Annotated in this window: 11 protein-coding genes; 6 read left to right on the top strand and 5 right to left on the bottom strand. The window is 72.8% G+C overall.

Annotation, left to right across the window (positions count from 1 at the left end; translation table 11 throughout):
* Positions 1-2751: a ribosome-associated ATPase/putative transporter RbbA gene (gene rbbA / locus ACSBPG_RS22760; RefSeq protein WP_435539511.1), complete on the bottom strand. Its 2751-nt coding sequence runs from the start codon at positions 2749-2751 to the stop codon at positions 1-3.
* Positions 2741-3763, bottom strand: coding sequence for an HlyD family secretion protein (locus ACSBPG_RS22755; protein WP_435539510.1), 1023 nt, complete (start codon positions 3761-3763; stop codon positions 2741-2743). Before ACSBPG_RS22755 ends, rbbA begins: the two co-directional genes overlap by 11 nt.
* Positions 3764-4021: 258 nt before the next feature.
* Between ACSBPG_RS22755 and phaZ the strand changes: the two genes are divergently transcribed.
* From phaZ to ACSBPG_RS22740, 3 genes are all read left to right on the top strand, one after another.
* The gene (gene phaZ, locus ACSBPG_RS22750) at positions 4022-5224 is read left to right on the top strand and encodes a polyhydroxyalkanoate depolymerase (RefSeq protein WP_435539509.1); all 1203 of its coding nucleotides are present in this window, start codon (positions 4022-4024) and stop codon (positions 5222-5224) included.
* An 85-nt stretch (positions 5225-5309) separates the two neighbouring features.
* Positions 5310-6077, top strand: a complete 768-nt coding sequence (locus tag ACSBPG_RS22745) for an EAL domain-containing protein (protein ID WP_435539508.1) — start codon at positions 5310-5312, stop codon at positions 6075-6077.
* A gap of 13 nt (positions 6078-6090) precedes the next feature.
* The gene (locus tag ACSBPG_RS22740) at positions 6091-6396 is read left to right on the top strand and encodes a SelT/SelW/SelH family protein (protein WP_435539507.1); all 306 of its coding nucleotides are present in this window, start codon (positions 6091-6093) and stop codon (positions 6394-6396) included.
* 38 nt (positions 6397-6434) lie between these two features.
* Here the strand turns inward: ACSBPG_RS22740 and ACSBPG_RS22735 are convergent, their stop codons facing one another.
* Genes ACSBPG_RS22735 through ACSBPG_RS22725 form a run of 3 tightly spaced genes read right to left on the bottom strand, consistent with a single transcriptional unit; the run spans position 6435 to position 9590 of the window.
* A complete protein-coding gene (locus ACSBPG_RS22735) occupies positions 6435-7514 on the bottom strand; it encodes an ABC transporter substrate-binding protein (RefSeq protein ID WP_435539506.1) in 1080 nt (359 codons plus the stop codon).
* Positions 7511-8914 carry a sensor histidine kinase gene (locus tag ACSBPG_RS22730; protein ID WP_435539505.1) on the bottom strand — a complete coding sequence of 468 codons (1404 nt, stop codon included), beginning with the start codon at positions 8912-8914 and terminating at the stop codon, positions 7511-7513. Before ACSBPG_RS22730 ends, ACSBPG_RS22735 begins: the two co-directional genes overlap by 4 nt.
* A gap of 10 nt (positions 8915-8924) precedes the next feature.
* Positions 8925-9590, bottom strand: a complete 666-nt coding sequence (locus ACSBPG_RS22725) for a response regulator (protein ID WP_435539504.1) — start codon at positions 9588-9590, stop codon at positions 8925-8927.
* A 137-nt stretch (positions 9591-9727) separates the two neighbouring features.
* Here ACSBPG_RS22725 and ACSBPG_RS22720 point away from each other — a divergent pair, with 137 nt between their 5' ends.
* The 3 genes from ACSBPG_RS22720 to ACSBPG_RS22710 all read left to right on the top strand — a co-directional run bounded on the left by ACSBPG_RS22720 (position 9728) and on the right by ACSBPG_RS22710 (position 12875).
* Positions 9728-10693, top strand: a complete 966-nt coding sequence (locus tag ACSBPG_RS22720) for a Bug family tripartite tricarboxylate transporter substrate binding protein (protein WP_435539503.1) — start codon at positions 9728-9730, stop codon at positions 10691-10693.
* Positions 10694-10885: 192 nt separating this feature from the next.
* Positions 10886-11353 (top strand): tripartite tricarboxylate transporter TctB family protein, encoded by a 468-nt coding sequence (locus tag ACSBPG_RS22715; protein ID WP_435539502.1) that lies wholly within the window; start codon positions 10886-10888, stop codon positions 11351-11353.
* A 4-nt stretch (positions 11354-11357) separates the two neighbouring features.
* Positions 11358-12875 carry a tripartite tricarboxylate transporter permease gene (locus ACSBPG_RS22710; protein ID WP_435539501.1) on the top strand — a complete coding sequence of 506 codons (1518 nt, stop codon included), beginning with the start codon at positions 11358-11360 and terminating at the stop codon, positions 12873-12875.
* The last annotated feature ends 69 nt before the right edge of the window (positions 12876-12944 follow it).

Below are 12944 nucleotides of genomic sequence, written 5' to 3'. Positions count from 1 at the left end.
TCACGCCTCCTGCTTCTTGAGGAGCCGGCTGGCCGCCGCCAGGAAGACGAGGCCGAAGGCGGCGAGGACCAGGAAATCGAGGGAGAGGTCGGCGAACGGCCGGGCCTTGGCGAAGGCGCCGAGCGCCACGTCCTGGAACCACAGCGCGGGAAAGCCGCGGCCGATCACCCGCCCGGCTCCCTCCAGGGTCGCCGCGGGATAGAGGAAGCCGGAGAAGTTGACGGCCGGCACCGTGCACAGGATGGCGGTGACGAGGATCGCCGCCACCTGGGTGCGCACCAGGGTCGACACCAGCAGGCCGAACGCCGTCCCGGCGAAGACGTAGAGCGCCGCGCCGAGGGCCAGCGCCGCGAAGGAGCCGGTCACGGTGACCCCGAACAGCACGCCCGCCAGCCCGGTCAGCGACAGGAAGCTGAGGAAGCCGATGGCGAGGTAGGGCATCTGCTTGCCCACCAGGAACTCGCCCACCGTGGCGGGGGAGGACTGCAGGTTGGCGATGGAGCCGATCTCGCGCTCGCGCACCACGCCGAGCGCGGTCAGCATGGGCGGGATCATGATCAGCAGCACCATGATGACGCCCGGCGTGATCGCCACGGCGCTGCGGAAGTCCTGGTTGTAGCGGTAGCGCGGCTCGACCCGGACCGGGGTGAGGGCGGTCTCCTCGCCGGTGGTCCGCCGCGACAGGTCCTGCAGGTAGGACAGCACGATGCCGTCGACGTAGCCGCGCGTCGTCTCGGCGCGGAACGGCATGGCGCCGTCGAGGAGGATTCCCACCTCGGGCCGGTGGCCGCGCAGCAGGTCGCGGCCGAAGCCGGGGGGGATGGCGATGACGAGGCGGAGCTCGCCCGACCGCAGCCGGCGGTCGACCTCGGCCTCGGTGGCGGCCGGCGCGCGCTGGTCGAAGTAGCGGGAGCCGGCGAAGCTCTCGACGAACTGGCGGCTTTCCGGGCTGCGGTCGCGGTCGAACACGGCGAACGGCAGGTCCTCGACGTCGAAGCTGATGCCGTAGCCGAAGGTGACCAGGAGGAGCAGCGGACTGAGCAGGGCGAAGGCGACCCGCACCGGGTCGCGCAGGATCTCCAGCGCCTCGCGGTGGGCGAAGGCCAGCAGGCGGCCGAGCGAGGCGCCGAGGCCGGTCCGCCCGATCGCCGGCCCACCGGCCGCCGGCCCATCGGTCGCCGGCACGGCCGCCGTGACGGCGGTCGGCGCCGGCGCCTCCCCGGTCGCGTCGCGGAGGTGGGCGACGAAGGCGTCCTCCAAGGTCGCCGCGCCGGCGCCGGCGCGGATCTCGGCGGGGGTGCCGACGGCCAGGGTGCGCCCGGCGTGCATCAGCGAGATGCGGTCGCAGCGCTCGGCCTCGTTCATGAAATGGGTGGAGACGAAGATCGTCACCCCGTCCTGGCGCGACAGGGCGCCGAGGTGGCGCCAGAACATGTCGCGCGCCGCCGGGTCGACGCCCGATGTCGGTTCGTCGAGGATCAGCACCTCGGGCCGGTGCAGGCAGGCGGCGGCGAGCTGGAGGCGCTGGCGCATGCCGAGCGGCAGCGCCGCCGGGCGGGCGTCGGCGACGGACGCCAGGCCGAAGCGCTCCAGCGCCTCGGCGGTGCGCGCCGCGACCTGCGGCGCCGGGACGCGGTAGAGGCGGGCGTGCAGGTCCAGGTTCGCCCGCACCGACAGCTCCTCGTAGAGGGAGAAGGACTGCGAGACGTAGCCGACGCGCAGGCGCGTCGCCAGGTCGCCGGCCGCCACCGGCCGGCCCAGCAGCTCGGCCCGGCCCTCGCTGGCCGGCAGCAGCCCGGTCAGCATCTTCATGGTGGTGGTCTTGCCGCAGCCGTTGGAGCCGAGGAAGCCGAAGATCTCCCCCCGCTCGATGCGGAAGCTGACGCGGTCGACGGCGGTGAAGGCGCCGAAGCGGCGGGTCAGCCCCTCGGCGACGATGGCCGGCGGCCCCGCCGCCGGGCGGCGCGGCGGCAGCACCGGCGGCCCGGCCGCGGCGGCGCCCGCGGGGTCCTGCAGGGCGGCGAAGGCGGCCTCCAGGGTGGCGGCGCCGGTCGCCGCCAGCACCTCGGCCGTCGTGCCGGCGGCGAGGATGCGCCCGGCGTCGACGGCGACCAGGCGCTCGAAGCGCTCGGCCTCCTCCATGTAGGCGGTGGCGACGACGACGGTCATGCCGGGCCGCTCGCCGCGGATCGTGTCGATGAGCTGCCAGAAGCGGCGGCGCGACAGCGGGTCGACGCCGGTGGTCGGCTCGTCCAGCACCAGCAGGTCGGGGTCGTGGACCAGGGCGCAGCACAGGGCCAGCTTCTGCTTCATGCCGCCCGACAGCTTGCCGGCGGGCCGGTCGGGGAAGGCGGCCAGCCCGGTGGCGTCGAGCAGCCGGGCGATGCGGGCCCGCCGCTCCGCCGCCGGCTGGCCGTAGAGGCGGGCGAAGAAGTCGACGTTCTCGGTGACCGACAGGGTGGGGTAGAGGTTGCGCCCCAGCCCCTGCGGCATGTAGGCGATGCGCGGCGCCACCCGGTCGCGGTGGCGGGCCGACGCCATGTCGCCGTCCAGCACCCGCACGGTGCCCGCCTGCACCCGCCGCACCCCCGCCATCAGGCCGAGCAGGGTCGACTTGCCGACCCCGTCGGGGCCGACCACCGCCAGCGCCGCGCCGGCCGGGAGCGCCAGCGTCACGCCGTCGAGCGCCGTGATCCGGCCGTAGCGGTGGCTCACGCCGTCCAAGGTGACGGCGGCGGATTCAGCGGGCATCGCCGGCCTCCCGCCCGGCGGCCTCGCCCGGCGCCGGCGGCAGGCGGGTCTGCAGGCGGTCCGGCCAGGGCGCGTCGGGGTCGGTCCGCACATAGGCCATGCCGGTGAGCCCCGCCTTCACGTAGGCGCGGTAGGTCTCCAGGAGCGCGGGGTCGATGGCGAGCTTGACCCGGTACATCAGCTTCTCCCGCTCGTTGGCGGTCTCCACCGCCTTCGGCGTGAACTGGGCCTCGGCGGCGACGAACGACACGGCGGCGGGCACCACGTAGGACGGCGCGGCGTCGAGGACGATGCGGGCCTGCGAGCCCAGCGCCACCCGCCCGGCCTCGCCGGTCGGCAGGAAGACGGTCATGTGGACGTCGTGCAGGTCGAGGAGCGTGACCACCCGGCCGCCGGCGGCGAGGACCTCGCCGGGCTGGGCGAGGCGGTACTCGACGCGGCCCGCCACCGGGGCGGTCAGGGTCATGTCGGCGATGGTCGCCTCGAGCTGCGCCACCTCGGCCTCGGCGGCCTCGCGGGCGGCGCGGGCGTCGACGACGTCGGCGCGCGCGCCCTGGATGTTGGCCTCGGCCACCGCCGCCTGGGCGCGCCGGCGGTCGACGTCGGCGGCCGGGCCGGCGGCGCGGCGTTCCAGCTCGACCGCCCGCTTCAGCTCGACCTCGGCGAGCGTCGCCTCGGCCTCGCGGATGGCGACCTCCGCCTCCGCCTTGCCGATGGCGGCGGCGGCCCGGCGCACCGCCGCCCGCGCCGCCAGCAGGCCGGCCTCCAGCTCCACCGTGTCCATGCGTGCCACCACCGCGCCGGCGGCCACCGCATCGCCCTCGCGCACGGCGATGCCGGCGACCCGTCCGGCCAGCTTGGTGGCGATGTCGACCCGCTCGACCTCGATGCGGCCGTTGGCGGCGGCGAGTCCGGCCGGAACCTGGCGGGCCTGCTGGTCGCTCCAGTAGGCGTAGCCGCCGACGCCGACGCCGAGCGCGGCGAGGCAGCCGAGGAGGGGGGCGGCACGCATGGCAGTGTCTCCGGTCCAGGGGGGAACGGTGCGGCGCAAACGGCGTTGACCATGAACCCGCACCGGAGTCGGGGCCATGCGCTGGGTCATTGCGGCGGCGCGGAAACCAGCGTGCAGCGCAACACAGGCATACGCCGAAAGCGGGATCCGACCCTTTACTCTCTGGTATGGCAGCCTATATGTTGGATCAACAAACTGTTTGAGGCCCTACCGAAACGTTCCCCTCCCTCCCCCCTTCCACAACCCGACGCGACAAGAATGCTGTACGAACTCCACGACCTCACCCGGCAGGCACTCTTCGCGCCCATGAACTGGGCGGGGCAGCTGGGACAGACGATGCTGCAGCCGGTCCGCCACCTGCCGCCCCATCTGGCGCCCCTGGGCGAGGCGGCGCGGCTCTACGCCGCCGGGTTCGGCCTGCTGGAACGGGTGACGCGCACCTACGACAAGCCCGCCTTCGGGCTGGCGGTGGCGGAGGAGGTCGTCTGGCGGCGCCCCTTCTGCAACCTGCTGCGCTTTCCCGCCGAGCGGCCGGACGCGCCGCGGGTGCTGATCTTCGCGCCGCTGTCGGGACACCACGCGACCCTGCTGCGCGGCACGGTGGAATCCCTGCTGGGCGAGCACGAGGTGTTCATCACCGACTGGACCGACGCCAAGCGGGTGCCGCTGGCCGAGGGGCGCTTCGGCCTCGACGAGTACATCGACTATACCCTGGCGATCCTCGACTTCGTCGGTTCCGGCGGTCCGTACGCGGCGCTGGCGGTGTGCCAGCCCTGCGTGCCGGTGCTGGCGGCGGTGGCGCTGATGAGCGAGGACGGCTCGCCCGGCCTGCCGCACAGCCTGGCGCTGATGTCCGGCCCGATCGATCCGGGCGCCGCCGAGACCGAGGTGACGCGCTTCGCCCTGAAGCACAGCCTGCAGTCGTTCGAGCGCAAGCTGATCCACCGCGTGCCGTCGCGCTACCCCGGCCGCTTCCGCCGCGTCTATCCCGGCATGGTGCAACTCGCCGGCTTCATGTCGACGCAGATCGACCGCCACGTGAAGCAGCACCTCGACCTGTTCCAGCACCTGTCGATGATGGACGGCGACGCGGCGGAGCGGATCACCGATTTCTACGACGAGTACCTGGCGGTGCTCGACCTCACGGCCGAGTTCTACCTGGAGACCATCGACCGCGTGTTCCAGCGCCGCGACCTCGCCCACGGCCGCTTCGCCTGGCGCGGCCGCACGGTCGATCCGGCGGCCATCGACGGCGTGCGGCTGCTGACGGTGGAGGGCCAGAAGGACGACATCTGCGCCCCCGGCCAGACGGTCGCCGCGCACGCCCTGCTGCGCAACCTGCCGGCGTCGATGAAGGACCACCACCTGCAGGAGGGCGTCGGCCACTACGGCACCTTCAGCGGCTCGCGCTACCGCGCCGGCATCCTGCCCAAGCTGAAGCGGCTGTTCGCCGAGGCGTGACCGCCGCCCGCCGCGGCCGGCGGATCGCCCCTGGTCCTCCCCGGACGGTGTCCCCATATGCAGCCCCTCATTTCTCGGAGGTGGCATGGGGCACGATGAACGGGGGGGCCGGCCGGCGGCCGGCTGCGGCGGCCGCTGCGCCGAGGCGCTCGACCTCGACTTCTCCATGGCCTTCCAGCCGATCGTCGACGTCGGCAGCGGCACGGTGTGGGCCCACGAGGCGCTGGTGCGCGGGCGCCAGGGGCAGGGGGCGGGCGTGGTGCTGGGCGCCGTCACCGACGCCAACCGCTACGCCTTCGACCAGGCCTGCCGCACCAAGGCCATCGAGCTGGCCGCCCGGCTCGGCATGACCTCCCACCTCAGCATCAATTTCCTGCCCAACGCCGTCTACGAGCCGGCGGCGTGCCTGCGCGCCACCCTGGCGGCGGCCGAGCGCTTCGCCCTGCCCACCGACCGCATCATCTTCGAGGTCACCGAGGGCGAGCGCGTCCTCGACCGGGCGCACCTGCAGGCGATCTTTGCCGAATACGGCCGGCAGGGCTTCCTCACCGCCATCGACGATTTCGGCTCCGGCTATTCCGGCCTGAACCTGCTGGCCGAGTTCCGCCCCGACATCATCAAGCTCGACATGGAGCTGACGCGCGGCATCGACGCCGACCCGGTGCGGCGCGCCATCGTCAAGGGCGTGCTCAGCGTCTGCCGCGACCTCGGCATCGTGCCCGTGGCCGAAGGGGTGGAGACGCGCGACGAGGCGACGGCGCTCGGCGACCTCGGCGTCACCCTCATGCAGGGATACCACTTCGCCCGGCCGGCCTTCGAGGCGCTGCCGCCGGTCGCGGCGGCGGCCCTCTGAGGGAGCCCGGGAGATGGCCGACCGCCCCCGCCTCGAGATCGAATATTGCCGCCAATGCCGCTGGCTGCTGCGCGCCGCCTGGATGGCGCAGGAGCTGCTGTCCACCTTCGAGGAGGAGCTCGGCGGCGTCACCCTGGTGCCGGGCAGCGGCGGCGTCTTCGAGGTGCGCGAGGGCGGGGCGGTCCTGTGGTCGCGCAAGGGCGAGGGACGCTTCCCCGAGATCACCGAGCTGAAGCAGCGCGTGCGCGACCGCATCGCCCCGGACAAGCCGCTGGGTCACGTCGACCGGGCCCGTCCGCCGCCGACCGAGGCACCCTGAACCCTCCCTTCCGGGGCGGGCGACCGATACGCGGTTCCTCAGGGCCGTTCGATCGCGCCGAGGAACTGGCGCAGGAACAGGCGCCGCTTGCTGTCGTCGAGATAGACGAGCAGGCCCGGCCCCATGCGGATCGGCCGCAACGGTCCCGGCGCCGTGGCCTCGACGGCGCGCAGGGTGGTCGGACCGTCGACGGCGGGGTGGATGGCGTAGAGGTGCGAGGGGCCGGCGATGATGCGCTGGCCGCGCTCGGAGAGCAGATGGTCGAGGAACAGGCGTGCGGTGTCGGGATGAGGCGCGCCGCGCGGAATGAAGGCGGTGCGCGACATCACCAGCGTGTAGTCCTCGGGCAGGACGATGCCGACCCGGTCGTCGCGGTCGGCGATGGCGCGGGCGTAAGCGCCCAGCATGTTATAGCCGATCAGCAGGTCGCCGCGCGCGACGGCCTCGACCACGTCGGCCGTGCGGTCGTAGAGCCGGACGTCGACACCGCCGAACTCCCGCGCCAGGTCCCAGATGGCCGGCGACTGTTTGCTGTCCTGGGTTACGAAGAGGTAGCCGACGCCACTGCGCAGCACGTCGTAGGTGCCGACCCGGCCGCGGAAGCGCTCGGGCTGGCGACGCAGCAGCTCGGCCAGCTCCCAGCGCGAGCGGGGGATCTCGGCCGGGGCGAGCTTCTCCCGGTTGTAGACGAACACCACCGGCTCCGACGTGAAGCCGAAGGCCTCGTTGCGCCAGGTGGCCCAGCCCGGCAGGGCGGCGGTCTCGGGCGATTCGTAGGGCTGGGCGTGGCCGTCGTTGACCAGCTTGATCTGCAGGTCCATGGCCGAGCTGAGCACCAGGTCGGGACCGCGCCGCCCGGCCGCCGCATCGGCCAGGAACGCCTCGTGCAGCTCGTAGGTGTTGAGATCCTCGTAGGTGACGGCGACGTCGGGATGAGCCTCGCGGAAGCTGCGGATCACCGGATCCATGGCCTCGATGTCGGTGGCGCCGTGGATCTCCAGCGCCCGCCCCGGCTCCGGGCCGGCCGCGGGGTAATAGGCGGTGGCCGCCGCCGCCGGCCGGGGGGCCGGCACAAGACAGGACAGCGCGAGGGCGAGCAGCCGGCGGCGGGCGATCATCGCGCGAACTCCGGCGTGCCGGCGGCGTGGGGCAGGTCGACCCGCACCAGAAGCCCATGGCCGCCGCGGCCGGTGCCGAGGGTGACCCGGCCGCCGTGGCGCGCCGCGATCTGACGGACGATGGCGAGTCCGAGGCCGCTTCCCTCGCCGCTGCCGGGGATGCGGTAGAAACGCTCGAACACGCGCGCCCTTTCGGCTTCGGCGATGCCGGGACCGTCGTCCTCCACCTCCAGGCGGACCCAGCCGCCGTCGGCGCGTTCGGTGCGCAGGTTCACCACGCCGCCGGCGCGGCCGTGGCGCACCGCATTGTCGATCAGGTTCTTGGTCATCTCGCGCAAAAGCACCTCGTCGCCGGCGACGGTGGCACCGGTGTCGGCGCGCTCGACGCCGAGGTCGACATCGCGGGCGGCGGCGGCCGGCACACAGCCGCGCGCCACGTCGGCCACCACGGCGGCGAGGTCGAGGGTCTGCCAACTGTCCTCGCTGCCACCACCGGTCGCGCGGGCGTGGGTCAGCAACTGCGCGGCCAGTCGGCTGGTGCGCCGGGTGCTGACGAGCATCCGCCCGACGGCGTCGCGCAGCTCCGCCTCGCCGCCGGCGCGCAGGGCGAGCTCCGCCTGGGTGCGCAGGCTGGCGAGGGGCGTGCGAAGCTGGTGCGAGGCGTCGGCGATGAAGCGTTCCATGGCGGCCAGGCTGGCACCGAGGCGGGCCATGAACTGGTTGATGGCGCCGACCAGGTCGCTCACCTCGCCCGGCACGTCGCTGCGCAGCGGCGCCAGATCGTCGGGCGCGCGGGCGCGGATGGCGTCGCGCAGGCGGTGCAGCGGTGCCAGGCCGCGGGTCACGGCGACCCACGCGACGATTCCGGTGACCGCGATCAGCAGGCCATAACGCTCGGCGCTGCGCAGCACCAGCGCCTCGGCCAGACGGTTGCGTTCGCCACGTGTCTGGGCCACCGCGACGACGAAGCGGCCGCCGGCCCCGTTGGACAGAACCGGTTGCTCCAGGACGGCCATGCGCACGGTCTCGCCGCGGTAGGTCTCGTCGAAGAAGGTGGGTTCCAGGGCTGTCCGCGCCGCCGTCGGCTCGGGCAGGTCGGGATACCCGGTGACGACCCGGCCGTCCGGCCCGGTGATGCGGTAGTAGACCCGGTCCTGGGCGGTGGAACCGAGCATCTCCAGCGCGACGTACGGCAGGTCGACCTCCGGTCCCTCGTCGCCGATGATGATCCGTTCGGCGATTGCCAGGGCGGAGGCCGCGAGCAGGCGGTCGTACGCGCGGTCGGCCGCCTCCAGGGCGCCGATGTGGGAGTCGACCAGCATGGCGCCGCACAGCACCAGCATCGGCGCCAGCAGCCACAGCAGCAGGCGGCGGCGCAGCGACCAGGCACGCTCGCTCATCGCCGGGGCCTCACGGCCGCTCCACGTAGTAGCCAAGGCCGCGCACGGTGCGGATCTCCAGCCCGGCCGGAGCGAGGCGCTTGCGCAGGCGGTGCACGTACAGCTCGATCGAGGACAGCCCGGCCTCGTCGTCGAAGCTGAAGAGCTGGTTGGCGATCTGCTCCTTGCTCAGCACCTCGCCGGCGCGGCTCAGCAGCACCTCCAGCACGCACAGCTCGCGCCGCGGCAGCTCGATCGGCTGGTCGTCGACGGTCACCCGGCGGGCCCGGGTGTCGAGCGCGATCCGGCCGTGGACGATGCGGCAGCTCGCCCGCCCGGCGGCGCGGCGCAGCAGGGCGCGCACCCGCGCCTCCAGCTCCGGCAGGGCGAAGGGCTTGGCCAGGTAGTCGTCGGCGCCGAGGTCGAGGCCGGCGATCCGGTGGTCCAGCGCGTCGCGCGCCGTGAGGATCAGGACCGGCACCGGGGTGCCGCGCCCGCGCAGGGCCTTCAGCACGTCCAGCCCGTCGCGGTTGGGCAGGCCGAGGTCGAGGACGACGAGGTCGTACGGCTCGTGCCGCAGCAGCGAGTCCGCCTCCTCCCCGTCGGCGACGTGGTCGACCGCATGCCCGGGTGCCCGCAGGGCCCGCAGCAGGCCGTCGGCGAGATCGCCATCGTCCTCCACCAGCAGCATGCGCATCCCCGTCCTCCCCGGAAATTATGTTGGTCGCACCAACCAATGAAAGGCTGGCGACAGGTACGGGCGCTAGGGTCGCACCCATGCCGCCCCCGACGGTAGGACGGGCGGGCCAAAAGGTGAACCAGGGAGTGGAGCCCATGAAGCGTTTCCTGACCTCCGCGGCGGCGGCCGCCATGATCCTCGGCGCCGGCGCCGCCCTGGCCGCGCCGGAGAAGACCGAGTGCCTGGCCGGTGCCAAGCCGGGCGGCGGTTTCGACCTGACCTGCCGGCTGGCGGCCAACGCCCTGCTGGCGAGCAAGCTGATCGAGACGCCGATGGCGGTGACCTACATGGAAGGCGGCGTCGGTGCCACCGCCTACAACCACGTGGTCGGCACCCGCCCCAACGATCCCGGCCTGATCGTCGCGGCGTCCTCCGGCTCGGCGCTGCTGCTGGCCCAGGGCAAGTTCGGCAAGTACGACGAGAGCGCCGTGCGCTGGCTGGGCTCGCTCGGCGCCGACTACGGCGTCATCGCGGTGGCCGCCGACAGCCCCTACAGGACGCTGGCCGATCTGGTGAAGGCGTACAAGGAGGACCCGAAGTCCTTCGCGGTCGGCGGCGGCGGTGCCGTCGGCAGCCAGGACTGGATGAAGGCGGCGATCGTCGCCAAGGGCGCCGGAATCGAGCCCAAGAAGATGCGCTACGCCGCCCTGGAAGGCGGCGGTGCCGTGGCCACGGCGCTTCAGGGCGGCCACATCAAGATCGCCTCGGGCGACGCCGGCGAGATGATGCCGCATCACAAGGCCGGCAAGATCCGCATCCTCGCCGTCATGTCCGACGAGCGGCTGCCGGGCGAGCTGGCCGACGTCCCCACCGCCAAGGAGCAAGGCTACGAGTTCACCTGGACGGTGTGGCGCGGCTACTACGTCGGCCCGCAGGTCAGCGACGCCGATTACGACTGGTGGGTCGACACCTTCACCGCGCTGTCGAAGACGCCCGAGTTCGCCGAAGAGCGGGCCGCCCGCGGCCTGTTCCCCCACACGGTGGTCGGCAAGGCTTTCGACGACCAGGTGCGGAAGGACGTCGTCCGCTTCAAGGAGCTGGCCAAGGAGGCCGGGCTCTAGTTGCCTTGGCTCCTTCCCCCGCCTCCGGCGGGGGAAGGAGGGGCCCGCGACGCGGGAGGGTGAGGGCAAGGTTGAACGGCGCGGGCTCTCCGACACCGGGCTTCGGCTCCGTTGCGGAACCCTGCCCCCACCCTGACCCTTCCCCGGCGGAGCCGGGGGAGGGGCGCAGATCTTCCACAGCGGAGACCTTCCATGACCTCCCCCAACGCATCCGGGCGGGTGGGCCTCGCCGCCCGGCTGCCCGGCGTGGCGCTGTTCGGCCTCGCCGTCGCCTACGGCATCGCCGGGACGCAGATCGAATACAGCTTCTCCTCGGATCCGCTGGGACCGCGCACCTTCCCGGTGCTGCTCGCCGTGCTGCTGGCGGGCCTGGCGTTCTGGTACGCGTGGCGTCCCGGCGCCGCCGAGCCGTGGCCGAGGGGGGCTCTGTTGGCGCGGATCGCCGGCCTGCTGCTGCTGTGCGTGCTGAGCGCGTCGCTGTACGCGCCACTGGGGTTCCCGGTGGCGACCGTGCTGCTGTGCACCGGCACCGCCCTGCTGTTCGACGCCAGACCGTGGCAGGCGCTGGCCTGCGGCGCCGGCAACGCGGTGTTGTGGTACGTCGTCTTCACCCGGCTGCTGGGGGTGCCGCTGCCCCTCGGCTCCCTGTTCGGAGGCTGAGCCCATGTCGCTCGACTATCTGTGGACCGGCTTCGCGGTCGCCCTCCAGTGGCACAACCTGCTGTTCGGGCTGGCCGGCTGCTTTCTCGGCACGCTGGTGGGAGCGCTGCCCGCCATCGGCCCGATCAATGGCATCGCGCTGCTGCTGCCGCTGCTCTACTCCATGGGCGTACCGGCCGACAGCACGATGATCCTGCTGGCCGGAATCTATTACGGGGCCGAGTACGGCGGGCGCATCTCGTCGATCCTGCTGAACGTGCCGGGCGACGCCGGTGCGGTGATGACCGCGCTGGACGGCTATCCCCTGGCCCGCCAGGGCCGGGCGTCGGAGGCGCTGGCGATCAGCGGCATCAGCTCCTTCGTCGGCGGCATGCTGGCGGTGGTCGGGCTGACCTTCTTCGCGCCGCTGCTCGGCCGGCTCGCCATCGGCTTCGGCCCGGCCGAATATTTCGTGCTGATGGTGTTCGCCTTCGCCACGCTGAGCTCCATGGTCGGGCACGCGCCGGTGAAGACGATGATCGGCTGCGCCGTCGGGCTGGCGCTCACCACCGTCGGCCTCGACCCGACGTCGGGGGCCTATCGCTTCACCTTCGGCGAGCCGGAGCTTTCGGACGGCATCGAGTTCATCATCCTGGTGATCGGCCTCTTCTCGATCAGCGAGGTGCTGTTCATGCTGGAGCACCAGTTTCACGGCCGCCTCCAACCGATCGACGTGGGCCACGGCTTCCCGAGCTGGGCGACGCTGCGGTCCTGCATCGTGACGGTGCTGCGCTCGTCGGGCATCGGCTTCGTCATCGGCGTGCTGCCGGGCACCGGGGCTTCGGTCTCGAGCGCCATCGCCTACACGACGGAGAAGCGCCTGCTCGACCACGGCACCTTCGGCAAGGGCGACGCCCGCGGCTTGGCGGCGCCGGAAGCGGCCAACAACGCGGCCGCCGGCGGCGCCTTCGTGCCGATGCTGACCCTGGGCGTGCCGGGCAGCGGCACCACGGCGGTCATGCTGGGAGCGCTGATGCTCTACAACATCACGCCGGGGCCGCAGCTTTTCGTCGAACGGCCGGAGATCGCCGGTGGCCTGATCGCCTCCATGTACATCGGCAACGTCCTGCTGCTGCTCCTGAACCTGCCGATGGTGCATCTGTTCGTGCGGCTGCTGACGGTGCCGAACTGGGTGCTGATCCCCGGAATTCTGGTGCTTTCGTTCCTCGGCGTGTTCAGCATGTACGGCAGCGTGCTGTCGATCTATCTGATGCTGGGGGTCGGCGTGCTGGGCTATCTGGCGCGCAAGCTCGATATCGACCTCGCCCCCATCGTGCTGGGCTTCGTGCTCGGCCATGTGGCCGAGACCAACCTGCGCAACGCGCTGGCGATCAGCGGTGGCGAGGTGTCGATCCTCTTCGAGAGCACGATCTCGCTGGTGTTGTGGGCGATGGCGGCGCTGATCCTGGTGGCGCCCTGGCTGCTGCGCAAGCGGCAGCGGCCGGCCGGGGGGGCCGTCCGATCCCGCGAAGAGGTCGCCTGATCCGCCCGCGCGTGTCCGCGCGACCGCGGCGGCGCATCCCGTGGGGATGCGCCGCCACTCCTCCCTGTA

Origin of the sequence: Azospirillum sp. ST 5-10 (assembly GCF_051225715.1) — a bacterium.
Taxonomy (GTDB): Bacteria; Pseudomonadota; Alphaproteobacteria; order Azospirillales; family Azospirillaceae; genus Azospirillum.
The sequence above is the reverse complement of the archived record's forward strand: the minus strand, read 5'-3'. Positions and strand labels throughout refer to the sequence as shown.